Here is a 24,970-nt window from a genome sequence, read left to right on the forward strand (position 1 = left end):
TATTTTGTATATCCCATTGGTTAACCTGGAGATTACGCCCCCAGCCGTTTCGCCACAAAGCGGGAAATCGCCGGGCCGGTTATCAGCACCAGGATAAACCGCCCGGTCTGCATCGCCATCACAAACGAGATATCCACCTGGCTTGACGAGGCGATAATCGCCACCGTATCCGCCCCGCCGGGGCTGGTGGCGAGGTAGGCGGTGAGCGGATCGATCCCTGCGAACTGCACCAGTAACCAGGCAAAACCGCAGCACACCGCGACAAGCGTCAGCACCGACAGCAGCACACGCGGCAGCGCGCGGGCGGCATAGCAGACAATCTCTCGCGTAAAACGCAAACCGATACTCCAGCCAATCAGCGCGTAAGAGAGCGCCAGCAACCACGGCGGTAACTCAAGCGTCAGCAAACCGCTATCTTCAACCATTATCCCCAGCGCTAACGTTATCAACATTGGCCCGGAGGGAATTTTGACGCAGCGGGCAATCAGATAACCAACCGCAATCACCAGTAATGTTGCGGCAAACGGCAGCCAGCGCACCGGGGCAAACAGGGTAAAGGTGGCGACTGCGTGATCCGCGCCCTGTGTCCCCATCCACATGCGCGTCACCAGCACCGCGACCAGCGCCACGATCATCACCCGCAGATACTGCATAAACGCCACCAGGCGGACATCCGCGCCAAAGCTCTCGGCCATAATCATCATGGCCGCCGCCGCGCCTGGCGACGATCCCCAAATCGCTGTTGACCCCGGGAAAACCTGCAATTTCGCCATGATCCAGCCAAGAATGGCGCTGGCGAAAATAACGGAGAAAATACAGCTAATAAACAGTGGCCAGTCGGCGGCGATGCGGCCAAACACGGATGGCGGGATCGCATGTGCAATCATCGCACCAACCACCGCTTGCGCGGCGGCGAAGCATTTTTTACTGACGGTAACGGGCCGGTTAAAGATGGCGAGAAGAATGCCGGAAAACATCGGGCCCAGCAGAAGCGCGGCGGGCAGATGGATCAGTTCCATCAGAGCAACGAAGAGCAATGAAAGGACGATAAGCTGTAACCAGTTGCGAAACCAGGGCGCGTGAGTCGCCATCAGCGGCACTCCCTGCACGCCACAGCAGCGGCGGTAAGATCAATCAACGGCATAGCGCTTCCCGAAAATAACATGTTGAAAAGCAAGGTACGGTCTTTGAATGTAAGGGTTCTTTATCAACCCTGCAAACATGTCAGTACAAAAACCATTTTTTATTTATGGTTACTGCCAGTGAATTTATGATTTCCAGCCATGCTGCGTCGATATACCGTCTAAAATGATTACCAGACAAAACGGAAATTCAGACACTTTTTAAAGTACTGCTAAATGTGCTTTTTTAGCAGGCTGATATTTATCGATTGTTAGAATATATTTTATCAAAATACCGATACGTTTAAATATTAATTTAATGGTATAGACTTTACTGCTATTGCGCATTTTTATGAAAATTCCTAAACTGTTACAAACAGCCTTGCGTTATCCATCCTGAGTAGCTAATTTTTTATTATTCTCTGCCATAGAAATATTTCACAAGTAGTCATTTGATTTACTTGGTTTTTTTTATATTTCATGGGGGCTGTTTTTACGTAAATTTTTTAAAGCGCAAAAAATAATACTTTTAGGTGATTGTTTAGAAAGATTTTATTCTTCCTGAACGTAACCTTTTATTCTTGTCATCATGCTTGATTCATGGATTTTATTGCTTTATTTATGGACTAATTGGCTATAACTCAGACTTGGGCGTTTGCTCTCTGTGGGTAAAGACCCATGGCGGTAGCGTGTGCTTTAATTAATGTCTGTAGTTAATTATTAGTGCAAATATTATTGAATATAAAAGGGGTCTTTTTATAACGTATCTTTAGATATATGAACCACGGGAATATAAGTGAGCGTACAATCGCTGTCGCTGACAAGTTACATGGTCTGGAGGTTGGTTATGTATATCATCTCTCAGGATAGCTATTTTGTCATGGGCATGGATAAGCTATTAAAAGCCATTAATCCTCATGCAACGCATACGTTAGTTGCATTTGATCGGGGAGATGGCAAGATATTATTTTTTAGTATGAACTCTCTGCTATATATTTTAGGTGATGAACAAGGATTTAACTCTTTTATCTGTACGCGTTTTATTGCGATTGATAAAAATTCTTCAGTATCATTGCTTCGTCACGAGATCAGAAAAATACTTAATTTCCTCAAGGGTCATGAGGATATTTATTCTTTTCGCGAAATCCATATTAGTGCGACAGAATATAAAATTATGGTACGTTTTCTGAATTATCAGTCCAGCGATACGATTGCAAAAGCGCTGGGTCTTGATAAGAAAATTGTCAGCAATTACAAAAATGCCATTCTGCGTAAATTGGGTCTAAACAGCATGGCGGATCTCATTCATATCTATAACAACTGGAACGATTGTTTCTGCTGTATGGATGGAAAGATTATGCCGGATGCAACTTTTTTGCCACGGATGGATACCAACGAATTAAAGATGATTAGGCGCGGGAATAAACCGACTCCTGATCCTGTTGCTCTGCATCTCTGTGCTGATAATTCATGGCGGATGCCAGCGATGAGAACAGACATGTGTCCTTTATTGATTAATGAGCAATAGTGAATTGCTTTTATTGCCGTATATTGAAAATTTCTTTGCGCTTATCCTGCTTCGCATCGGGTTGTTAACCGCAACCACACTGACCGAATCAAGAAAGGATAAGCCACCATGCTATTCGATAAATACGCCCTGAATGCGCTCGCATTGACTAACCGTATCGTTATGCCACCGATGACCCGCTCTCGCGCCGGAACGGGTGATGTGGCAACCGATATGATGGCGGATTACTACGCGCAGCGCGCCAGTGCCGGGTTGATTATCAGCGAAGGCACACAAATCAGCCAGCAGGGTCAGGGCTACGCCTGGACCCCCGGTATTTACAGCGATGCGCAAATCGCTGGCTGGAAAAAAGTGACCGATGCCGTGCATCAGGCTGGCGGCAAAATCTTTGCTCAGTTATGGCATGTGGGGCGCGTTTCCCACACTGTTTTGCAGCCCGGTAACGCGGCGCCGGTTTCTTCGTCGGCGATTCAGGCCGAAGGCGTAAAAGTGTTTGTCGATGTGGAAGGGCGCGGGCCGGAAAACGGCGTGGGTGATATGGTGCAGCACTCCATGCCGCGTGCGCTGTCAGTGGATGAAATTCCCGCTATCGTCAACGATTACGCCCAGGCCGCGCGTAATGCGATTGCCGCCGGTTTTGATGGCATCGAATTACATGGCGCGAACGGCTATCTGATTAACCAGTTTATTGATTCGCAGTCTAACCTGCGCGACGACGAATATGGCGGTTCGCTGCAAAACCGCCTGCGCTTTATGAAAGAGGTGGTGGAAGCCGTTTCGGCGGCGATTGGTAAAGAGCGTGTCGGTATTCGCCTGGCGCCGCTTACCACGCTGATGGGTTCTCGTGATGATACGCCGGAAGCCACTTATCTCGCGGCGGCGAGCGTACTGAATGCGATTGGCATTGCATACATTCACATCGCCGAAGCGGACTGGGACGACGCGCCGGTTATGCCGGCTGCGTTTAAAGAAGCGCTGCGCATTATTTTCCACGGCACGCTGATTTACTCTGGCAAATACACGCCGGAACGCGCCGAAGAGGCGCTGGCGAAAGGTTGGGCGGACTTAATTGGTTTTGGCCGACCGTTTATCGCCAACCCGGATTTGCCGTACCGCCTGCAACATAACCTGCCGCTGAACGAACCGATCAGGGAGAAATTCTTTGGCGGCGGCGCAGAAGGCTACCTGGATTATTCGCTGCTGAAAGCGTAATAACGAACGGGGGCAAATGCCCCCGTTTTTACGTGCTGCAAACCGCCGTCAGAAATCATAGGCATTAATAACTTTCATTAATGCCGCGTCATTCTTGTATTTTTCCCGCAGCGTTTTAAGCTGCACCACGGCTTTGCCGCAGGTGGCTTGCAGGCTGGCATCCAGCTCTTTCTGACGCTGCTCGTCGAGGTCTGAATCCTGCTCGCCAGCGAAATGCTCACACTCTTCAGCAAGGTTGCGAAAATCCTGAACGTCTTTCGGCAACGGTGTGGCAGCAAAGCTGGTGTTGAAAATAAAGGCGGTGGAGAGAATAAAAAGGAAACGCTTCATCGGTTGTTGTCTGTGGAATGTCGAGGCGCTTATCTTACTCCTTAATAATGGCGTTGCAGAGAGGGGAACGAACGACTTTTTACGCGTTGTTTTGCGGGCAATATTTAACCGATGCTGCTGCTTTTTACCGCGTTCTTCCCATCGTAAGACAACTTACTGGTTGGTCTTTTTATTTCCTTCCGCCCCGGCAAATACAGCCCGTGGGCAGGCTGTATTTGGCATGCTGCAAATCGACAGGATTTAGTCTGGCCGTGATTGCAGATACGCCTTTTTCATGACGTCCTTCACTTCCCTGAGCAGCTTGCGCGTTTTATCCAGCGCCGTCGCCAGCCACTCCTCTTTATCACTGTATTTCACCAGCACAATGCAGCTCTGCATCACTTTCACCAGAATATGTTGCCCGGTATTAAACCCGGCATCGCGTAGCCACTTGCCGGAAAGCGTGATGCTCGGTGTGCTCGCGTCACCCTGATTCGGGCGATATCGCACAATTACGTTGTGCTCGGTTCCGGCGATGGTGAAGTCTGAGGTAGAATGCGGATCAGCCATTATCAACTCCTTGATAGTTGGGGATGGTTAGACGCTCCGGTTGTGTTCCTGCACTTTCGGAGCGTTGTTTACGAAATCCAATTTCATGTGGTAGGTACCACATGAACCTAACGTAACCGAAGTGGTACCTACCATGCAAGAGAAAAAGAAGCTTAATTTTGATCGAACCAAAAGCACGATGAAGAACATCCGCTTTGAGGATGATCTTTTGGAACAGATTGAGAAAGCGGCCGGAAAAGGGAATTTTAGTAAGTGGGTTAAAGAGGCTTGCTTGATGAGGCTAAAAAGAATTACTTAATGAGGAATATATGACTATAAATAAAATTAGAATTAAAAACTTCAGAACCATTGATGAGATAGATTTGTCTCTTGGCTCTGAAAATAGAGTTATTTGTTTTGTCGGAGAAAATGGTAGTGCAAAGACGTCTGTTTTAAGCCTTATTGCAGAAGGAATTATATCTAACTCTAGGATGAAATTTCCCAATTATCAACGAAGGGATAATCTTAGGTACAGAGCTGTTTCTAACGCTGAAATAAAATCCAATGAAGAGTTTTATTCTGTTCAATTGAATTATTCCAATCTTTTAGGTGATGAATATATATATAAGAAACTCGTTGTCAAAAATAAATCAATTAACCCAAGTGTATACGATAATATAATTTCTGGTATCGTGGTTAAAAATAAATATTGGACAGAGTCTTTATCCTTTAGAGGCGGTGATATCGAAAAAGATTATTTATATAATAACATCTTTATGATTAGACCCGGAGGTCGTTATGAGCTTTATGAATATGATTTTAATAATGTAAAAGATCATCCATTTGTGTTGAAAGGAAAAGAACCTACTTACGGAGAAGTGCCATATTCTTTTTGTGTAGAACATACTGGAAGTGATTTACAAGATATTTTATTAAATATGATCTTTGATTCTATGGTTGGATACGAAGATTCTGAAAATGCTGTAGAATCTGTTAGTCAAATTCTTGAAAAGATAACTGAATCTAAGTTTGGTGATTCAAAAATTATACAATCCCCTTATAGGCGTGTTTTATTTGAGCACAAGGGGATTATTGACTCATTTTCTCAAGGTGAACTTGATATCTTAGTCACAATTTCTTCAATACTTACCAGGCAAATTTTCTTTAGTAAACGATTCTCTTCGAAAATTAAAGAAGAAAAAGGCATTCAAAGTTTTTTTGATATCCCAGGAGTGATCATTATCGATGAAATTGATCTTCATTTGCACCCAAGGGCTCAGGAAAATTATCTTAAAATTTTGAGTGAGATATTTCCACGTATTCAGTTTATTGTTACAACTCATAGCCCCTTTGTCATCAGAGGATTACCTGAATCATCGGTTGTTGTGAAACTGCCTTCCGGTAGAGTGTTTGATAATGATTTTGAATCGATGGATATCGATAGCATTACAAAAATTATTTTTGGATATGAAGGAGGTTTTTCTGAAAGTGTTAAAAATGAGATAGAGAAATTTAAATTAGAGCTATCTAATGATGTCAACGATAAAAAAATATTGAAGAACATCTACAAAAAATTTAAGAATACATATTCTGCTAAGAATGAACTTGATTTATTGCTTGCCTCATTTGCTGATGAACATTTAATTAATTTTATTAAAGGAGAATAATAATATGAGACGAGTAGTCAGAGGCGATGTACCTGTTCCTGAAAGGCTTATTAACTTAACTCCAGAAAATCTACTTCAGTTAAATGATCATGAGAAAATAAGCAATTCAGTTTATGCGCATAGCGACGTGAAAAAAAGTCTTTCATTATTATACCATGATAAATGTTACATCTGTGAATGTAGTGTGGATAGTGGTAAATATGATGTTGAACATTACAAGCCAAAAAAACATTTCCCTAGTTTAGGATATACTTGGAGTAATTTACATAAATCTTGTGATAAATGTAATTTGGCAAAAGAACGGAAGGATTTTTTTAAGAAAAATTCCCAAGGCACTGTGATTGACATGCTTTTATTAGATCCATCCTCTGAATTTTACAATATTGAAGATTATATTTCTTTTAACATTAATTCAAAAGTAGAGTTAGTGGGTATAGGTAATGACCCTTTGGTTTTGGAAAAGGCAAATATAACTAGATTATATCTCAACGGTGATTTAGATATTGATTATGGTAAGGAATTACCTTATTTAAGAGAGAGTAGGTCTAAGAGTTTTATTATATATTGCATTGATAATTTGATGAAATATAAGAGTAGAATATCTTTTCTAAAGAATAATATTTTAAATTATGCTGCTCCTGTGCATGGGCATGAATTAGATGAAGAACAAGATTTGTGTTCTAAACTAATTAACCTAGATTTGGTTTATATTTCTGAGGAAGCAGAATTCTCGACTTGTATTAGAGTGGGACTATATAAAATACTCGGCATCAATTATCAGCAGTTTTTGAATATAAAGAATACATTAAAACATCATTTACAATTGTAGGATTTGTGGTTGGCGGAAGATCACAGGAGTCGAACCTGCCCGGGACCGCTGGCGGCCCCAACTGGATTTGAAGTCCAGCCACCTCACCGGAGATGACGATCTTCCGCGCCTGCATTGCTACATGGAGGCGGGGCGCATTATAGCTACTTTCAGGCATTTACCACATACCTCCGTCATAAATTTTCTCATTGTGCTTCCGCCGCAAACGGTTGTTTAAGATAAATCCTCATCTTTTCCAAGGCTTAGCAATTCCCCCCTTCTCAGATAATCGCGATCGCAGAAAAGAATAAGGTTCATCGGCTCGCTCAATTTCGCCAAATCTGGCTTAAATTCCGTCGCTTAACGGCATCTGAAAATGCTTTCTGTCTGCTTTTCCGCCGGAAAGGAAACAAAAGTGGACAGTCAGATTTTTATCGTAAAAAAAGGTGGACTGCGGGATAAGCGATGCTAACGACCATATCGTTTTACGGGAGAAGCGCGAGGCAAATACCATTCCTGCAGGCCGAAGCCAATCGGCATTACCTGAACAATACCGCGCCAATCGCGGATGGGCAGGAAGCCCGGAGGGCTCAGCAGAGAAACGTTGCGGTGAGCAAACCGCAACGCGCTAAGTGATGAGTGTGTGCTTTGCATAACCCCTCTCCCGCGCGGCAGAGGGAAATATGGGGTATTTAAGGAGCGGGCTGAGGAGCGGGGGTCGGTGTGGATTCCGCCGGAGGCGCAACAACGCCGCCGGATACCACACCGCCATGCATGCTCTGTTTGACTTGCTGTTTCTGCACGTTAATGGCAGAAAGTTCGGCGTTCACCGACGGTTTAAGCGGCGCATCGGCGCGCACACTGCCGCTGGCGGTGAGCTGGAGATTACCGTCGCCGCTGATGGGCAGCGCCGGCCAGCCCCACTCCTGCAATACATTCACCGGCACGCCGCGACCGTTCAGGTTGAGGTTCACGCTACGATCCGGCGTTTGCGCAACCACCGCTTTGGCTTCCAGCAACCCTTGCCCGGTAAAGGCGCTTAGCTCGCTGATGGTGACGACATTGCTGTTGGCGTTCAGCGCCAGCGACGGGCGGCGCACGTCAACGCGATTAAACGTTGCGGCAGCGGCGTTCAGCTTCGCCGTTCCGCCCCATACGCCCCATTTGCGCTCGCGCACCAGTTGCAGGTTATCGCCGTAACCATCCAGCGCCGTTATCTGCCACGGGAAAGCCGGATCGATATCAATCACCAGATTGCGGCTGGCGCTGAATTTTTTCAGCGTCACGGTGTTCAGCCACGCGGGCAAATCATCCATCCATAGCTGCTTCCAGTTTTCCGGCAGCGTATATTCCAGCCCGGCAAAGGCGGTGTCGTCCAGCACCAGCGCGTGACCTGCGCGATACCAGTTGCCGGATGTGCGCACCATGCCGTTTTCCCAGCGCGAGGTGAACTGTTGCAGCGCAATGCCCTGCGGTGAGAAGTTGGCATTGAGGATCGGGTCGAACAGGTGCAGCGAGCCGTAAATAAACTCGCTGGCGTTCATCGACAGCCTGCCGTCCTCGCTTTTCCAGTCGCCATTCATCAGCGTCAGGTTGCGCAAACTCAAATCGAGATCGGTGACCGCCCAGCCAGGCCCTTGCAAACGGGCATCGGTCACTTCAACGCGGCCAATTTGCAGCGACGGCAATGTCGTCAAGGGAGTAAAGAAATCGAGCAACGACTTGTCGCTTTGCAGGCGGATATCATTCAGCCGCAAATTATTCACCACCCAGCTGCCATCGGCGGCGCGTTGCGCATCCCCGGTCAGAGAGCCACGCGCCATATCCGCACCAATGGTGGTCAGCGTGACGACATCTTTGTCGATACTGCCCTGAATGAGCACATTACTGGCGGGAACGCCGTTTAACGTCAGCGAACCGGCGCTCATCTGAATTTGCGCTTTGCTGCCCAGTACACTTCCCGCGACGGGGTGCCACGGCGCAACACCGCCGGTGACACGCTGGGCGCTGAGATCCCAGCCGGTGGTCGGGCTGTTAAATGCCATATTGTTTAATTGCAGACGGTCGGCCTGGAACGGCAGCGGTGCGGCCGCCGGGGAGAGGTTCAGCGTGCCGTCCTGCAACAAAATGGTATCGACATGCAGAGGGTCGGTAATTTGTCGGCTGCTCAGCCCGATATCCACCGTTTTGGCGACCAGCGTAGCCGGTTTGCCTTTACGGCCAAAATTCACGCCTTTCAGCAACACATGGGAAGGGGAGGAGAAGCGGTGATCCATTGCTTCGAAAGTGAGGTGATAGTCACTGTTGTCGTTTACCCACTTGCTGACCTGCGTTGCGCCCCAGCGGGTTTGCAGCAGGAAATAGCAGGCGATGACCGCCACAAGCAGGGCGATAACAACGACAAGGAGCAGCTTTCCAAGAAATTTCATGATCTTCCATCCCCAGTTGCCAGTCTGGCAGTTATGCACGATTTATGCGCAATGCTCAAGGGCGGAATGATGAAAGGGCGTTACGGCGGCAACGGTTTTCGCCCCGTTGCCGCCGGGTTTATCAGTTTTTCTCTGGTGGAAAAATCAGATTCAGTACAATCGCGGTGATCCCGCCTGCGGCGATACCAGAAGAGAGCAGGTTTTTCAGCCAGTCCGGGGCAAATTGCAGGATTTGCGGCTGCTGAGAAACGCCAAGGCCAACGGCCAGCGACAGCGCGATAATCAGGATCGCGCGGCGGTTCAACGGCTCGCGGGAAACAATGCGCACACCGGATGCGGCAATCGTACCGAACATCACCAGCGTTGCACCGCCCAGTACCGGCTCAGGCAGTTGCTGTACAAAAGCGCTGACCGCCGGGAACAGGCCGAGCACCATCAGCATCACCGCAATGAAGAAACCGATATAGCGGCTGGCAACACCGGTCAGCTGAATAACGCCATTGTTCTGGCCGAAGCAGGAGTTCGGAAAAGTGTTGAAAACAGCGGAAACAAACGAGTTGAGACCGTTTGCCAGCACGCCGCCTTTCAGGCGTTTCATATACAGCGGGCCAGCGACGGGCTGCTCGGAAACGTCAGAAGTGGCGGTGATATCACCGATGGTTTCAAGCGAGGTGATCATAAATACCAGCATTAGCGGCAGCAGCAGGGTCCAGTCAATGCTCAGACCGTAGTAAAGCGGCGTCGGCACCATAAAGGACGTTGCCGGTGCGCTATATGCCGGCAGCATGCCCATAAACATCGCCAGCACATAGCCAACGGCCATGGCGATCACCAGCGACGCGATACGTAAATAGGGGTTGCGCTGACGGTTAAGCAGAATAATCAGTCCCAGCACCACGCCTGCCAGCAGCAGGTTTTTCGGCGCGCCAAAGGTGTGGTTGCTCATCGCGGCAAAACCGCCGCCTACGGATGTCAGACCCACCTGAATCAGCGACAGGCCGATAATCATGACCACCACGCCGGAAACCAGCGGGGTAATAATGCGACGCGCAAACGGCAGGATGCGGGAGACGACCATTTCGGTGCAGCTGGCCAGCATCAGGGTGCCGAACAGCGCAGCCATCATCGTGGGCACATCCGCACCGCCGGTTTTCAGCGCGGTACCACCCATGATCAGTGGCGCAACAAAGTTAAAGCTGGTGCCCTGAATCGAGAGCAACCCGGAGCCAACAGGTCCCCAGGCTTTGATCTGGATAATAGAGGCGACGCCAGAGGCGAACAGCGACATGCTGATAATGTGCTGAGTGTCCTGAGCCGGTAAACCCAACGCCTGGCAGATAAGCAGCGCGGGCGTGATAACGCCAACAAACATCGCCAGCAGGTGCTGGAGCGCGGCAAACAGGGTCTGCGGCAGCGGCGGGCGATCTTCAAGGCGGTAGATCAGTTCGCTGGGTTGAGTCTGCGCAACCGGTTGCGCACTTTCTGACTCGATGGTGTTTACGGACATCTCAAGCAATCCCCTGATGGAAAAGCGCTGATTTTATCGGACTGTTTGGTAAAAGCAAACGGTTGCTATGCTAAAAACATACTTTTCTAAGGGGTGTTCGTTTTGCGGGATAAGGTTCTAAAACTCAGGCGTTGGAGTAGCGTTCTGTTTCCGGCATCCAGCGGTCGATCAGCGCTTCGGCAAGCTGCGGATAACGCTCATGAATATGGCGGGCTACGCGCTGTACTTCCGGGATCATCGCCTGATCGCGCAGCAGGTCGGCAACTTTAAATTCCGCGTTGCCGGTCTGGCGGGTACCAAGCAGTTCGCCGGGACCGCGAATTTCCAGATCTTTTTGCGCAATCACAAAGCCATCGTTACTGTCGCGCAGCACTTGCAGGCGTTTTTGCGCGGTTTTTGATAATGGGGATTTGTAGAGCAGTACGCAGTGGGAGGCCACCGCACCACGCCCAACGCGGCCACGTAGCTGGTGGAGTTGCGCAAGTCCGAGCCGCTCCGGGTTTTCGATAATCATCAGGCTGGAATTTGGCACATCCACGCCCACTTCAATCACCGTAGTAGCGACCAGCAAATGCAGCTCGCCCTGTTTGAATGCCTGCATTACCGCCTGTTTTTCTGCCGGTTTCATGCGGCCATGTACCAGGCCAACATTCAGCTCCGGCAAAGCCAGTTTCAGCTCTTCCCAGGTCGCCTCCGCCGCCTGTGCTTCCAGCAGGTCGGACTCTTCGATCAATGTACAAACCCAGTAGGCCTGGCGGCCTTCGCCGGTACAGGCGCTGCGTACGCGATCGATAATCTCGTTGCGGCGCGTATCGGGGATAGCGACGGTAGTGACCGGCGTACGGCCCGGCGGCAGTTCGTCGATCACCGAGGTGTCGAGATCGGCGTAGGCGGTCATCGCCAGCGTGCGTGGGATCGGTGTTGCCGTCATGATCAACTGGTGCGGGTGAAAACCCTGCTGCTGGCCTTTTTCCCACAGCGCCAGCCGCTGATGAACGCCAAAGCGGTGTTGTTCGTCGATAATTACCAGCGCAAGACCGTTAAACTGCACCTGTTCCTGGAAAATGGCATGGGTGCCCACCACCATTTGCACCTGACCGCTGGCAATTGCCTCTTGCTGTGCCTGGCGCGCTTTGCCTTTTTGCTTGCCCGCCAGCCAGCCCACTTCCACGCCGAGCGGCGCAAACCAGTTACGGAAATTGTTAGCGTGCTGCTCTGCCAGCAGTTCGGTGGGTGCCATCATCGCCACTTGTTTGCCATTGGCTATCGCCCGCAGCGCTGCCAGCGCGGCAACCAGCGTTTTACCGGAGCCCACATCGCCCTGCACCAGGCGCATCATCGGCATATCCAGCGTCATATCGCGCTCGATCTCCGCGACCACGCGCGCTTGTGCGCCGGTTGGTTTAAACGGTAGCGACGCCAGCAGGCGGTTTTTCAGTTCATCTTTGGCGCTGAGTGGTTGCGCATGATAACGCTGCGCGCCGGCACGCAACGCCAGCATACTGAGGTTGTGCGCCAGTAATTCTTCAAGGATCAAACGGCGCTGCGCCGGGTGCTGCCCGCTTTCCAGATCGCTTAATTGCAGTGACGGCGGCGGGCGATGCAGCGTATGCAGCGCCTCTGGCAGGCTCATCATGCCTTGCGCCAGCTCCGGCGGCAGCAGTTCGCTGATGGCGCACGTCGCCAGTAGTTCCAGCGCCTGGTCGGTGAGCTTGCGCAGTGTCGCTTGTTTGATACCTTCGGTGGTGGGGTAAACCGGCGTCAGGGTTTCCTGCAATTCCGGGGTGCTGAGATCGCCCTGTACACGGTATTCGGGATGGATCATTTCCGCGCCATACTTCCCGCGTTTCGCTTCGCCATAGGCCAGCACACGGCGACCAGTGGCGAGGCTGTTTTTCATCGCCGCGTTGAAGTTGAAAAAGCGCATGGTGAGAATGCCCGTGCCGTCGCTAATCTGGCAGGTCATCATCCGGCGACCGCCGAAGGTGATATTACAGTTCAGCACCTCGCCCTCCACCGTGGCGTAAACGCCCGGCAGCAGGTCTGTAATCGGATAAAGCTGGGTGCGATCTTCGTAGCGCAGCGGGAGGTGAAGCAGAAGATCCTGAACGGTATGCAGGCCGATTTTCGCCAGCTTGCTGCTCTGCGCCGCGCCGACACCGGTCAGCGAACTTAATGGCACCGCATCGAGCAGCTTACCTTTCATCGGTTATCCCGCCGCCTGCATGGTTGCCCACCACGTCGGGTCGGCTTCGATTTGGCCTTCCGTATTTACGTGGGGGTAAGGCAGGCCCTTGCGTTTCGCGACTCTCGCCAGCACCGGGTAGCCCCCCTCAAACAGCAGGCGTTGCTGAACTTCATCCGGCAACATGCTGTTTTCACGCTCATACATACCGGCGTTTTGCCGCTGGCGCTGTGCTTCGTAAAGGATCAAGGCAGACGCCACGGAAACATTCAGCGACTGCACCATGCCGATCATCGGGATGATAATGTCCCGATCCGCCAGATCCAGCGCTTCCTGAGTGATCCCGGTTTTCTCCTGGCCCATCAGAATGCAGGTCGGGCGGGTGTAATCGATCTCGCGGAAATCAACGGCGTTATCAGATAAGTGGGTCGCGAGGATCTGCATGCCGCGCGCTTTCAGCACGCCGACAGCATCGCCAATGGTACGGTGGGTTTTCACTTCAACCCAACTGTTGCTGCCCGCAGCAGAGGAGGCCATGGTGCGCATACGGTTGCCCGGCCAGACGGCGTGAACTTCATGCACGCCGACGGCGTCCGCAGTACGGATAATGGCGGAGACGTTATGAGGTTTGTGAACCTGCTCCATGCAGACCGTCAGGTCCGGCTGACGCCTGGCGAGCATCTCGCGAATACGCGCATAACGCTGAGAATTCATAAAGTTAGTTTCGGTTGCGGGTGACTTTAATCACATCCGGCATCACGCGGATTTTGCGCATGATATTCGCCAGATGGACGCGATCGCGCGCCGTCAGACGGATAAACGCGCTGTAGACGCGGCCATCTTTTTCTTCGGTATTCAGGCTTTGAATGTTCGAAGAGGCCGTATTAATCGCTGCTGTCAGATTCGCCAGCGCGCCCTGATGGTTGAACATATCCACCTTGATCTCGGTGATAAATTCCTGCGCGGTCTCTTTATCCCACTCGACAGCCATGAATTTCTCTGGCTCTTTCTGGTAGCCACGAATGTTGCGGCAGGACTCATGGTGAATAACCAGCCCTTTGCCGGGGCTGACGTGCGCGACAATCGGGTCGCCAGGAATGGGGCGACAGCATTTGGCAAAGGTGATCAGCACGCCGTCTGCGCCTTTAATCGGCAGATGACCGCCGTTTGCGCCAGTCGGTGTTGGCGTGCTCTGTACGGCTTCCCCTTGCTGCAGGTTTTTGGCAACAACAACGCTCATGGCGTTGCCAAGACCAATTTCTGCCAGCAAATCGTCGAGCGACGCGAGCTTCATGCGATCCAGTTCGCGCTGCACATGTTCCTGCGGGATTTCGGCCAGTTTACGGCTTCCGCCCAGCGCGTGATTCAGCAGACGGCGGCCGAGGCTCACCGAGTCGTCACGCTTGAGGTTTTTCAACATCTGGCGGATTTTGGCGCGTGCTTTCGAGCTGACGACAAAGTTCAGCCATGCGGCATTCGGGCGCGCGCCCGGTGCGGTGATAATTTCTACCGTCTGGCCGCTGGAAAGCGACTGCGACAGCGGATACGGCTGGCGGTCGACGCGCGCGCCAACGCAGGCATGGCCGATATCCGTGTGTACCGCGTAGGCGAAATCCACCGGTGTGGCGCCTGCGGGCAGCTCGACAATGCGGCCTTCCGGAGTGAAAACATAAATCTCATCGGGGAAGAGATCAGATTTAACGCTCTCGATAAATTCAAACGAACTACCGGCGCTCTGCTGCAGCTCCAGCAGGCTTTGCATCCAGCGCTGAGCGCGGATTTGTGCGGTGGTACTGCTTTCGCCATGCTCTTTATATGCCCAGTGCGCGGCAACCCCCATCTCTGCCATCTGATCCATATCTTCGGTACGGATTTGCACCTCGACCGGTACGCCGTGCGGGCCAATCATTGAGGTATGCAGAGATTGATAGCCGTTCGCCTTGGGGATGGCGATATAGTCTTTCACGCGACCAGGGCGTGGCTTGTATAAGCTGTGCATCTGGCCCAGAACGCGATAACAGGTATCCAGATCGTGAACAATTACGCGAAAGGCGTAGATATCCATAATCGAGTGGAAACGCTGCTCTTTCAGCACCATTTTGCAGTAAATAGAGTACAGGTGCTTTTCGCGACCGCTAACGCGGCAGGGAATGCCCGCTTCCTGTAAACGCCCTTCGATTTCCGAGAGGATTTTTTGAATCATCTCTTTGCGGTTGCCGCGCGCTGCTTTGACCACTTCTTTGATCACGCGATAGCGGTTCGGGTATAGCGCTTCAAAGCCCAGCTCTTCAAGCTCGGTTTTGATGTGATGAATACCTAAACGGTGCGCCAGCGGGCTATAGATTTCGAGGGTTTCACGGGCGATGCGACGACGTTTGTCCGGGCGAAGAGAGCCCAGCGTGCGCATATTGTGGGTGCGGTCGGCGAGCTTGATAAGAATGACGCGGATATCCTGCACCATCGCCATAATCATTTTGCGAAAGTTTTCGGCCTGCGCTTCTTTCTTATCCTGAAACTTGAGCTTATCAAGCTTCGACACCCCTTCCACCAGCTCGGCAACGCTTTTGCCAAACAGCTGTTCCATATCCTGGTAGGTGGCTGGGGTATCTTCAATCACGTCGTGCAATAGTGCAGCCATTAGCGTTTCGTGGTCGAGTTTCATCTCGGCCAGAATGCAGGCAACCGCTACCGGGTGCGTGATATAAGGTTCACCGCTTGAACGTGTCTGGCCCTCGTGAGCGTCACGTGCAACGAGATACGCCTGCCTGAGACGTTTGATTTGATCTTCAGGCAGATAGTGTTGAATCAGTTGATTCAGGCTTTCAAACAGATACAAGGGTGACCTGCAGGTTAATTAACGACGACCTTCAGCAATGGCGGTTACGGCCTGCAGTTCTGCGGCTTCCTGCTCTTGCTGTTCCTGGCGCTCACGGACGTCGAGGATCTGATTGTTGATCAGACCTTCTTCGATTTCGCGCAGCGCGATAACGGTGGTTTTATCGTTTTCTTCCGGGACTAACGGATCTTTACCGCCAACCTGCATCTGACGAGCGCGACGCGCGGCGACCAGCACCAGGTCAAAACGGTTACCAACTTTCTCTACAGCGTCCTGAACAGTTACGCGTGCCATACTTAAAATGCTCCACAGGTGAAGAAATGACTGGGCATGATACTGAAACCAGGCTCAGTCTGCCAATAGTTTGCTGATTAAAGCGTCATGTCGCTGCTTTTGGCGGCTCATGCGCAGACGTTCGGCGCGAATAATGGTTTTCAGATCGCCCAACGCGGTATCGAAATCATCATTCACAATCAGATAATCATATTCCGCGTAATGGCTCATTTCCGCAACTGCCTGCGCCATACGTTTCGCAATGACCTCTTCGCTATCCTGGCCGCGCCCGCGCAAGCGGCGATCGAGCTCCAGCTTCGACGGCGGCAGAATAAAGATGCTGCGCGCCTGCGGCATTCGGGCGCGAATTTGCTGCGCACCCTGCCAGTCGATATCAAGAAACACATCTACGCCGGTTGCCAGCACTTGCTCAATGGCTGCGCGCGAGGTGCCGTAATAGTTACCGAAGACTTCGGCATGCTCAAGAAACGCATCCTCGCCAATCATGGATTTAAATTCATCATGATTAACAAAGAAATAGTGTTCACCGTGCACTTCACCCGGACGCGGAGCGCGCGTGGTGTGCGAAACAGAAACCTGCGTATCGTATAACGGTTGGGTTTTTAGCAAAGCCTGAATGAGGCTTGATTTACCCGCGCCGCTAGGGGCGGAAACAATATAGAGCGTGCCTTGAGCCATGAGAGTCTTTTGTATGTGAATTGCGAAAGGAAACTTACATACGTGCCTATTATACACATCGCCGCTATGTGACGTAGCCTTTGTCACACTTTTTCCCGCTGAGTTTGACATTTTGCGGCCTGCTTTCCTGTTTTATTTGCAAATTTTCACAGCAACAGTGAATTGCCGGAACCCTCCTCGCAATCTCTCTCTTTCCATGTCGTCAGTACTGCGTAGGCCACGCTATAACAGCGGCGCTATCACAAGGAGAAGGGACAATGTGGAAAAGAACCGGATTCGCGGTGTGTCTGTTGCTATGGAGCCTGTCCAGCCCGGCGGTTTGCCCTGTCTGGTCACCATCAAGAGCGCAAGACGAGGTTAACCGTCTTCAACAACAGCTTGCCCGGTGGAATGAGCACTACTGGAAGCAGGGAGCAAGCGAGGTGAGTGACACGGTTTACGACCAGCTCAGCGCGCGGCTGGCGGCGTGGCAACGCTGTTTTGCGCTTGAACCAGCCAATTCAACACCTGCCTTACCCGGCGGCAGTGTGAAACATCCTGTCGCGCACACAGGGGTACAAAAACTGGCGGGTAAGCAAGCGCTGCAGCGCTGGATGGCAGGAAAAACCGATCTTTGGGCGCAACCAAAAGTGGATGGCGTCGCGGTGACATTAGTCTATCGCAATGGTGAACTGACGCAGGCAATCAGTCGCGGCGATGGTCTGGCTGGTGAGGACTGGACGGCAAAAATACGCGCTATCCCATCGATCCCTGAAAAGGTGAGTGGTGCGCTGGCGAACAGCGTATTGCAGGGTGAACTGTTTTTACGCACGGAAAACCATATTCAGAAACAGGCCGGTGGGCTTAACGCCCGTGCAAAAGTAGCCGGTGCGATGATGCGACGCGATGAGTCCGCCATTCTCAATGATTTGGCGTTTTTCGTCTGGGCATGGCCAGACGGCCCCGCAACACTGGCGCAAAAGCTGGTTGAACTCAGCAAAGCCGGGTTTAGTGACGAAATGCAATACAGCGTGCCAGTGAGCACGGTAGAAGACGTCGAAAACCTGCGCAGCCGTTGGTTTACCTCTGAATTGCCTTTTGTCACCGATGGCGTGGTGGTGCGCTCGGGAACCGAACCGGCGGGAAATACGTGGCTACCGGGGCAGGGTAATTGGGTGGTGGCATGGAAATATGAACCACCCGAGGAAATTGCCACCGTAAAAGATATTCAGTTTGCCATTGGACGCACCGGTAAAATCTCCGTGGTGGCTCTGCTGGAACCGGTGCAACTTGATGACAAACGCGTCCAGCGGGTCAATTTGGGTTCTGTTCGGCGCTGGCAAGAACTGGATGTTGCGCCTGGCGATCAAATCGCTGTCAGCCTTGCCGGACAAGGGATCCCGCGCATCGACAGTGTGGCGTGGCGTTCACTTGTTCGCGATAAACCTGTCCCACCAGCGCCACGTTTTACCGCGTTGACCTGCTTTTATGCCTCTACAGAATGTCAGGAGCAATTCATTGCCCGCCTGGTGTGGTTGAGTTCGGCAAAAGCGCTGGGGATTGAAGGGGTTGGCGAAAGTGGCTGGCGGGGGTTGAACCAGGCGCATCACTTTGAACATCTCTTTTCATGGCTGGCGCTGACAAAAGAGCAATTACAGTCGACGCCCGGCATTTCGCCGGAACGCGGTTTACAGCTCTGGCATCGCTTTTCGCTGGTACGAGAAAAGCCGTTTATTCACTGGCTTATTGCACTTGGAACACCGTTACCGCAGCCTGCTCTGAAAGTCACTGGCGACACAACGTGGCAGCAAATGCGCACGCGTAACGAAAAAGAGTGGCAACGTTTTCCGGCAATAGGTGCTGAAAAAGCCCGGCAGATTGTTGCCTTTATGCATGCTCCCGAAATTGAAAAACTTTCGGTTTGGTTGCGTGAACAAGGAGTAAAGGCGTTTCAGTGAGTGCTGTGCTTGTAGTGGAACACGGGCAAGCCGAGCTTCCAGCGGATAGCCAGTAATCGCGTAATGAAGCCAAACAACAACGTTGCAATTACCACCATATCGTGGCTGGGAACCATACGACCAAGGACGATATAGAGCACGGCGGAGGCGAAGGCGATCCCGGCGTACAGCTCTTTCTGAAAGACCAGCGGGATACGCTTACAAAACATATCCCGCAACACACCGCCGAACACGCCGGTGACCACAGCGGCAATCACGGCGATAACCGGGCCTTCACCCATGTCGAGAGCAATCTGCGCACCGATAATGGAAAATACCACCAGCCCAAGCGCATCAAGCACCAGAAACAGACGGCGCAGATGCGGCATCACCGGCGCGAAGATCGTCGTTAATACTGCCGCGACGGCAACAATAACGACATATTCCGGGTGTTTTACCCAGCCGAGCGGGTAGTGCCCAAGCAGGATATCGCGTACCGATCCGCCGCCCAGCGCCGTTGCTGTGGCGATAATTATCACGCCAAAGGTATCCATTCTGCGACGGCCTGCCGCCAGTGCGCCGGTCATTGCCTCGGCCGTGATGCCAATCAGATAGAGAATATGTAACAGCATGCCCGCTCCCGTAAATCAGAAGCGGCAGGGTAGCGATTTATATACAGGCAGACGATTGAGATTTTCTAAGGTGCGTTGTTTTGGATAAGTTTGACTAATGCGATATGGATGATTTTAATTGTTTTATATTATTGATTTTATTATTTAAATAGAGATTGTAATTGCTGGTAAATGGCAGCGTTTAATAAAATTAAGCATAAGTTAATTACAGGCGGCGTGATAAGTAAAAGACCACCTTCTTAGAAGGTGGCTTTTGAGAATGCCCCCTGTAAGGGGGGCTATTGTCACTTTCCGCTTACTACTCTAGCAATTCCATTTGCTGTTCATGTATTTGCTCCGTTTTCTCCTGATGCCTCACATATCGTCTGATAATTTCCTCGTTCACACCGACAGTATCTACAAAGTAGCCACGTGACCAAAAGTGGTTACCCCATAGCTTTTTTCGTATATGTGGGAAACGATTGTAGAGTCTGATTGCGCTGCGGCCTTTCAGATGCCCCATCAGAGTTGATATCGAGATTTTCGGCGGGACTATTACGACCAGATGTACATGATCTGGCTGAACATTTAGCTCCAGAACCTCACAATCCTTTATTCCGCAGAGAATGTAGATTGTCCTGTAAAGTTCCTTGCCCAACTTATCTTTCAGGATCCTGAAACGGTACTTTGGCGTCCAGACTATGTGATATTTGCAACGCCAATATACATGTGATGAACTCCTGTAAAGCCCCATGTCGGTTTGTCTCCTTTTACTTGTGGTGAGTAAGCGGAGATATTCCGGCATGGGCATTCTTCAGGCTATAGCCTTACAGGATCAATCACCACCTCCCCAGGAGGTGGTTTAAGGGTGACAATAAAAAGGCCCTGCTGGGCCTTTTCAACATGCAGCAGAGATTACTCGATGTTCTGGATCTGCTCGCGCATTTGCTCAATCAGGACCTTAAGCTCAATAGCGGAGTTAGTTACCTCTGCGTTAATCGACTTGGATGCCAGCGTGTTCGACTCACGGTTGAACTCCTGCATCATAAAGTCGAGACGGCGACCCACCGCTTCTTTTTTCTTCAGAATGTTGTAGGTTTCTTTAACATGCGCTTCAAGGCGATCCAGCTCTTCGGCGACATCGATGCGCTGTGCCATCAGCACCAGTTCTTGCTCAAGGCGGTTATTCTCAAGCTGCACCTGCGCCTCTTCCAGCTTGGCGACCAGGCGTTCGCGTTGCCATTGCAGGATTTCCGGCATATGGGCGCGGACTTTGCTGACTTCGGTGCTCACGCCTTCCAGACGCTGTTCGATCAGCCCTTTCAGCGCCTGACCTTCAGTTTCACGGGCGACGATAAAATCATCCAGCGCGCCGTCAAGTGCGGCGAGGATCTGCGCGGCGATGGCGTCCAGATCCTGCTCTTGTGCAGCCATTACGCCTGGCCAGCGCAGAATATCAACCGGGTTGATTTCCCCTTCGTCGCTCTGCATTTTGACCCAGTTCGCCGCATTCACCAGCTGTTTAGCCAGTTTTTCGTTCAGGATCAGTTCGCCCTGCGCACTGGCATCAGGCTCAAAACGGAGATTACACTCCACTTTACCGCGCGTCAGACGGCTACGGAGACGTTCACGGACAACCGGCTCGAGGCTGCGAAATTGCTCCGGCAGGCGGAAGTAAGTTTCCAGATAACGCTGGTTAACCGAGCGCAGTTCCCAGGAGGCAGAGCCCCATTCACCCTTGATTTCACGCCGGGCATAGGCGGTCATACTGCGGATCATAGACGTTCCCGTTTTCAAAGAGAGATGCGGGGATTATAGCTTTCGTGGCCTTATCAGGATAGGAATAACCTTGGTAAGCCAGTATAATGCGCAGCCACATTCGATAAGCCGGAGAAATTATCATGCGTCCAGCAGGCCGTAGCGCCAACCAGGTGCGCCCTGTCACCCTGACCCGTAATTACACAAAACACGCAGAAGGCTCCGTGCTGGTTGAATTTGGTGATACCAAAGTGCTGTGCACCGCGTCCATCGAAGAGGGTGTTCCGCGCTTTCTGAAAGGTCAGGGCCAGGGCTGGATCACCGCCGAATATGGCATGTTGCCGCGCTCGACTCACACCCGTAACGCGCGTGAAGCCGCGAAAGGCAAGCAGGGCGGGCGTACCATGGAAATCCAGCGCCTTATCGCTCGCGCGCTGCGTGCGGCGGTTGATTTGAACGCGCTGGGCGAATTCACCATTACGCTTGACTGCGATGTCATTCAGGCCGATGGCGGCACGCGTACCGCGTCAATTACCGGCGCGTGCGTTGCGCTGGCGGACGCGCTGAACAAACTGGTTGCCGCCGGTAAGCTGAAAACCAATCCGATGAAAGGTATGGTGGCGGCGGTTTCCGTGGGTATTGTTAATGGCGAAGCCGTTTGTGATCTTGAATATGTGGAAGACTCCGCAGCCGAAACCGACATGAACGTGGTGATGACTGAAGATGGTCGCATGATTGAAGTTCAGGGTACGGCGGAAGGCGAGCCCTTCTCCCATGAAGAGTTACTCACCCTGCTGGCGCTGGCCAGAGGGGGGATCGAATCGATTATCGCGACGCAGAAGGCGGCGCTAGAGAATTAATTTTAAGGGCGACTGATGAGTCGCCCTTTTTTTGCGCTTTATACTTCATGCGGCTTCTTTGTCGGCTGTCGCGAGTCATGCCTGCGCTATTCACCAGGTATGATTTACGTGGTTTGCGCGAGGTCGCGCGACGTATGTTGCGTAATCTGTAAATAATGAAAAGTGAGATGAGGAGCGGATCCATGAAAGCGTATCAGCGTCAGTTTATTGAATTTGCGCTTAACAAGCAGGTACTGAAGTTCGGCGAGTTCACGCTGAAATCCGGACGCAAAAGCCCCTATTTCTTCAACGCCGGGCTGTTTAATACCGGGCGCGATCTGGCTCTGTTAGGGCGTTTTTACGCCGAAGCGCTGGTGGATTCCGGTATCGATTTTGATCTGCTGTTTGGCCCGGCTTACAAAGGTATTCCTATCGCGACCACCACGGCCGTAGCGCTGGCGGAGCACCACGAGCGTGATGTGCCTTATTGCTTTAACCGTAAAGAAGCCAAAACCCACGGTGAAGGTGGCAATCTGGTGGGCAGCGCGTTGCAGGGGCGTGTCATGCTGGTGGATGACGTGATCACTGCCGGAACGGCGATTCGCGAATCGATGGAAATTATCCAGGCTAACGGCGCAACGCTTGCCGGCGTGCTGATCTCTCTGGATCGTCAGGAGCGTGGTCGCGGTGATATTTCGGCAATTCAGGAAGTAGAACGCGATTATGGCTGTAACGTGATTTCGATTGTCACACTCAAAGACTTGATCGCCTACCTCGAAGAGAAACCGGAGATGGCCGATCATCTGGCCGCTGTGCGCACCTATCGCGAGCAGTACGGCGTTTAAATGTGTTCCCGGCAGGCGACTGCCGGGTCCGTTTTACACCAGCTTCGCGCCCTGAGTGTTTACATAAAGTGAATAGACCGAGGTGCTGGAAGCCATAAACAGGCGATTGCGCTGTTCGCCGCCAAAGCACAAGTTAGCGCAGCGCTCCGGCAGGTGGATCATTCCAATCGCTTTGCCTTGCGCATTGAACACGCGCACGCCGTCCAGCTCCTCGGTACCCATTCCCCACCCGCACCACAGGTTGCCATGTACATCGATGGCGATGCCATCTGCCGTGCCGTTACCGCAGTCGATATGTACCCGCCGGTTTTTAAGCTGATTACCTTCGATATCCCACGCCAGAATTAAGCGATTGGGCGTCGCGCGGCTTTCCACCACAAACAGCGTTTTTTCATCCGGCGAGAAGCAGATGCCGTTTGGCCCTTTAACATCGCCCAGCACCACTTCCAGCTTGCGGGTTTCAGGATCCAGGCGATAAACGTTTTGCGGCAACTGCGGCGTAGCTTTATGCCCTTCATAAAAACCGGCAATACCAAATGGCGGATCGGTAAACCAGATGGAACCGTCGGATTTCACGGCAATATCATTCGGTGAATTCAGCGGCTTGCCGTCGTAGCTGTCTGCCAGCACGGTGATGGTGCCGTCGTATTCTGTGCGCGTAATGCGGCGGGTATCGTGCTCACAGCTGATTAGACGCCCTTGTCTGTCGCGAGCGTGGCCGTTAGCGTTATTGGAAGGCTGGCGAAAAACACTGGTTGTACCGGTGGCTTCATCCCAGCGCATGACCGCGTTGTTGGGAATATCGCTCCACAACAGCATGCGGGTATCGCCAAACCAGACGGGCCCTTCTGCCCAGCGGCATCCGGTCGCGATCTGCTCTACTTTGGCGCTGGAAACCATATAGTCGCGAAAGCTGTCATCCAGTGCGACGATGCTGGGATCGGGGTAGCGGGCTGAGGGTGCCCATGAGGCGATACTCTTTTGGCTTAGAAGCAGTGATGCGGTGGCGATACCGCTGAGTTTAAGCAGTTCCCGACGTGATGTTGCCATCAAGCGTCTCCTTATTTGTAGGGTTTTTATGAGGATATTTCGCTTAAGTGGAAAGATACTGCCAGAGGGAGGGTAGGGGATCCGCGACGCCACAACATCTGGCATCTTAACGAATTACGTTGGGCTTTTTCACAGAGTGCGGGGAAATGAGAATGCAGCCGCAAGGGCTGCATGAGGAATTACTGTAATTGTGCGGCCAACAGCGGCCAGCGGGCGTCGAAATCTTCGGTCGGGCTGTATTTAAACTCGCTGCGCACAAAACGTGACAGCATCCCTTCGCAAAACGCCAGCAGCTGGCTTGCCAGTAACGTTTCATCGGTCGCGTAGGCTTCGCCTTCGCGCATCTTGCGTTCGCGCAGTACCTGGCGCAGCTGCGCTTCAATGCGTTCGAACAGCTGGCTAATGCGCCCTTGCAGGCGGTCTTGTTCGAACATCAGCGCATGGCCGGTCATAATGCGTGTCAAACCCGGATTACGTTCACCAAAGCCCAGAATCAGCAGCACAATCAGACGCAGACGCGCGGTTGTGTCTTTCTCGTCTTTTAAAATCAGGTTGATACGGGTAATCAGGCTATCTTCGATAAATTCAATCAGGCTGTCGAACATGCGCGTTTTACTGGGGAAGTGGCGGTACAGCGCCGCTTCAGAAACGCCAACGGACGCCGCCAGTTTTGCCGTCGTAATACGCTGGCTTCCATCGCTGGATTCCAGCATCAGCGCCAGAGATTGAAGTATTTCCTCGCGACGATTCCTTTTCGCGGTTTGTTTTTCTGCCATGTTCCAAAATACCCCTGAAAATAAGCACTTGTCAGGCGAGCAACCACAGGGC

General features: G+C 51.6%; 23 protein-coding genes and 1 tRNA gene. 8 read left to right on the top strand and 16 right to left on the bottom strand.

The annotated features are described in order from the left end of the window. Positions 1 to 32: 32 nt before the first annotated feature. On the bottom strand, positions 33 to 1,091 hold the full coding sequence (locus DFO56_RS18235; RefSeq protein WP_045507452.1) for an AbrB family transcriptional regulator: 1,059 nt from the start codon (positions 1,089 to 1,091) through the stop codon (positions 33 to 35). 877 nt (positions 1,092 to 1,968) lie between these two features. Between DFO56_RS18235 and DFO56_RS18240 the strand changes: the two genes are divergently transcribed. Both DFO56_RS18240 and DFO56_RS18245 read left to right on the top strand, forming a co-directional pair. Next, positions 1,969 to 2,649 (top strand): LuxR C-terminal-related transcriptional regulator, encoded by a 681-nt coding sequence (locus DFO56_RS18240; protein WP_045507455.1) that lies wholly within the window; start codon positions 1,969 to 1,971, stop codon positions 2,647 to 2,649. 108 nt (positions 2,650 to 2,757) lie between these two features. Further along, positions 2,758 to 3,861 (top strand): alkene reductase, encoded by a 1,104-nt coding sequence (locus tag DFO56_RS18245; RefSeq protein ID WP_045507457.1) that lies wholly within the window; start codon positions 2,758 to 2,760, stop codon positions 3,859 to 3,861. 48 nt (positions 3,862 to 3,909) lie between these two features. On the opposite strand, the gene DFO56_RS18250 is transcribed toward DFO56_RS18245, so the two are convergent. Then, positions 3,910 to 4,191, bottom strand: coding sequence for a hypothetical protein (locus DFO56_RS18250; RefSeq protein ID WP_020455770.1), 282 nt, complete (start codon positions 4,189 to 4,191; stop codon positions 3,910 to 3,912). Positions 4,192 to 4,431: 240 nt separating this feature from the next. After that, positions 4,432 to 4,740 carry a SymE family type I addiction module toxin gene (locus tag DFO56_RS18255; protein WP_045507458.1) on the bottom strand — a complete coding sequence of 103 codons (309 nt, stop codon included), beginning with the start codon at positions 4,738 to 4,740 and terminating at the stop codon, positions 4,432 to 4,434. Between the two features lie 133 nt (positions 4,741 to 4,873). On the opposite strand from DFO56_RS18255, the gene DFO56_RS18260 reads away from it, so the two are divergent. The 3 genes from DFO56_RS18260 to DFO56_RS18270 are packed head-to-tail and all read left to right on the top strand — an operon-like array spanning position 4,874 to position 7,215. Further along, complete coding sequence (locus DFO56_RS18260; protein ID WP_072051614.1) at positions 4,874 to 5,038, top strand: YlcI/YnfO family protein; 165 nt, start codon at positions 4,874 to 4,876, stop codon at positions 5,036 to 5,038. A 10-nt stretch (positions 5,039 to 5,048) separates the two neighbouring features. Next, on the top strand, positions 5,049 to 6,386 hold the full coding sequence (locus DFO56_RS18265) for an AAA family ATPase (protein ID WP_045507460.1): 1,338 nt from the start codon (positions 5,049 to 5,051) through the stop codon (positions 6,384 to 6,386). A 4-nt stretch (positions 6,387 to 6,390) separates the two neighbouring features. After that, the gene (locus DFO56_RS18270; protein WP_052679787.1) at positions 6,391 to 7,215 is read left to right on the top strand and encodes an HNH endonuclease; all 825 of its coding nucleotides are present in this window, start codon (positions 6,391 to 6,393) and stop codon (positions 7,213 to 7,215) included. 10 nt (positions 7,216 to 7,225) lie between these two features. Here DFO56_RS18270 and DFO56_RS18275 read toward each other — a convergent pair. The 8 genes from DFO56_RS18275 to gmk all read right to left on the bottom strand — a co-directional run bounded on the left by DFO56_RS18275 (position 7,226) and on the right by gmk (position 17,123). Beyond that, positions 7,226 to 7,320: transfer RNA gene (locus DFO56_RS18275), tRNA-Sec, on the bottom strand. Positions 7,321 to 7,886: 566 nt separating this feature from the next. Continuing rightward, positions 7,887 to 9,623, bottom strand: coding sequence for an AsmA family protein (locus tag DFO56_RS18280; RefSeq protein ID WP_045507462.1), 1,737 nt, complete (start codon positions 9,621 to 9,623; stop codon positions 7,887 to 7,889). 121 nt (positions 9,624 to 9,744) lie between these two features. Further along, on the bottom strand, positions 9,745 to 11,130 hold the full coding sequence (locus DFO56_RS18285) for an NCS2 family protein (RefSeq protein ID WP_020455765.1): 1,386 nt from the start codon (positions 11,128 to 11,130) through the stop codon (positions 9,745 to 9,747). Positions 11,131 to 11,254: 124 nt separating this feature from the next. Then, on the bottom strand, positions 11,255 to 13,336 hold the full coding sequence (gene recG / locus DFO56_RS18290; RefSeq protein ID WP_045507465.1) for an ATP-dependent DNA helicase RecG: 2,082 nt from the start codon (positions 13,334 to 13,336) through the stop codon (positions 11,255 to 11,257). 3 nt (positions 13,337 to 13,339) lie between these two features. Then, complete coding sequence (gene trmH / locus DFO56_RS18295) at positions 13,340 to 14,029, bottom strand: tRNA (guanosine(18)-2'-O)-methyltransferase TrmH (protein WP_020455763.1); 690 nt, start codon at positions 14,027 to 14,029, stop codon at positions 13,340 to 13,342. 4 nt (positions 14,030 to 14,033) lie between these two features. Continuing rightward, complete coding sequence (gene spoT, locus DFO56_RS18300; protein WP_020455762.1) at positions 14,034 to 16,151, bottom strand: bifunctional GTP diphosphokinase/guanosine-3',5'-bis pyrophosphate 3'-pyrophosphohydrolase; 2,118 nt, start codon at positions 16,149 to 16,151, stop codon at positions 14,034 to 14,036. An 18-nt stretch (positions 16,152 to 16,169) separates the two neighbouring features. Beyond that, complete coding sequence (rpoZ, locus tag DFO56_RS18305; RefSeq protein ID WP_007369481.1) at positions 16,170 to 16,445, bottom strand: DNA-directed RNA polymerase subunit omega; 276 nt, start codon at positions 16,443 to 16,445, stop codon at positions 16,170 to 16,172. A gap of 54 nt (positions 16,446 to 16,499) precedes the next feature. After that, positions 16,500 to 17,123 carry a guanylate kinase gene (gmk, locus tag DFO56_RS18310; RefSeq protein WP_020455761.1) on the bottom strand — a complete coding sequence of 208 codons (624 nt, stop codon included), beginning with the start codon at positions 17,121 to 17,123 and terminating at the stop codon, positions 16,500 to 16,502. Between the two features lie 257 nt (positions 17,124 to 17,380). Between gmk and ligB the strand changes: the two genes are divergently transcribed. Then, the gene (gene ligB / locus DFO56_RS18315) at positions 17,381 to 19,060 is read left to right on the top strand and encodes an NAD-dependent DNA ligase LigB (RefSeq protein ID WP_045507474.1); all 1,680 of its coding nucleotides are present in this window, start codon (positions 17,381 to 17,383) and stop codon (positions 19,058 to 19,060) included. On the opposite strand, the gene DFO56_RS18320 is transcribed toward ligB, so the two are convergent. The 3 genes from DFO56_RS18320 to DFO56_RS18330 all read right to left on the bottom strand — a co-directional run bounded on the left by DFO56_RS18320 (position 19,054) and on the right by DFO56_RS18330 (position 21,429). Beyond that, complete coding sequence (locus tag DFO56_RS18320) at positions 19,054 to 19,671, bottom strand: trimeric intracellular cation channel family protein (RefSeq protein WP_045507478.1); 618 nt, start codon at positions 19,669 to 19,671, stop codon at positions 19,054 to 19,056. The two genes, ligB and DFO56_RS18320, sit on opposite strands and share 7 nt — an antisense overlap. Positions 19,672 to 19,969: 298 nt before the next feature. After that, on the bottom strand, positions 19,970 to 20,404 hold the full coding sequence (gene tnpA / locus DFO56_RS18325) for an IS200/IS605 family transposase (RefSeq protein ID WP_007369221.1): 435 nt from the start codon (positions 20,402 to 20,404) through the stop codon (positions 19,970 to 19,972). Positions 20,405 to 20,565: 161 nt separating this feature from the next. Continuing rightward, positions 20,566 to 21,429 (bottom strand): YicC/YloC family endoribonuclease, encoded by an 864-nt coding sequence (locus DFO56_RS18330; RefSeq protein WP_020455758.1) that lies wholly within the window; start codon positions 21,427 to 21,429, stop codon positions 20,566 to 20,568. 122 nt (positions 21,430 to 21,551) lie between these two features. Between DFO56_RS18330 and rph the strand changes: the two genes are divergently transcribed. Next, positions 21,552 to 22,268 (top strand): ribonuclease PH, encoded by a 717-nt coding sequence (rph, locus tag DFO56_RS18340; RefSeq protein WP_017458165.1) that lies wholly within the window; start codon positions 21,552 to 21,554, stop codon positions 22,266 to 22,268. Positions 22,269 to 22,450: 182 nt separating this feature from the next. Further along, on the top strand, positions 22,451 to 23,092 hold the full coding sequence (gene pyrE, locus DFO56_RS18345; protein WP_045507481.1) for an orotate phosphoribosyltransferase: 642 nt from the start codon (positions 22,451 to 22,453) through the stop codon (positions 23,090 to 23,092). Positions 23,093 to 23,125: 33 nt separating this feature from the next. Here the strand turns inward: pyrE and DFO56_RS18350 are convergent, their stop codons facing one another. Both DFO56_RS18350 and slmA read right to left on the bottom strand, forming a co-directional pair. Continuing rightward, the gene (locus tag DFO56_RS18350; RefSeq protein ID WP_082071755.1) at positions 23,126 to 24,142 is read right to left on the bottom strand and encodes an SMP-30/gluconolactonase/LRE family protein; all 1,017 of its coding nucleotides are present in this window, start codon (positions 24,140 to 24,142) and stop codon (positions 23,126 to 23,128) included. A gap of 179 nt (positions 24,143 to 24,321) precedes the next feature. Beyond that, complete coding sequence (gene slmA / locus DFO56_RS18355; RefSeq protein WP_017458168.1) at positions 24,322 to 24,918, bottom strand: nucleoid occlusion factor SlmA; 597 nt, start codon at positions 24,916 to 24,918, stop codon at positions 24,322 to 24,324. Positions 24,919 to 24,970: the final 52 nt, after the last annotated feature.

This window comes from Kosakonia sp. AG348, assembly GCF_003337365.1.
In the GTDB taxonomy this organism is placed as follows: Bacteria; Pseudomonadota; Gammaproteobacteria; order Enterobacterales; family Enterobacteriaceae; genus Kosakonia.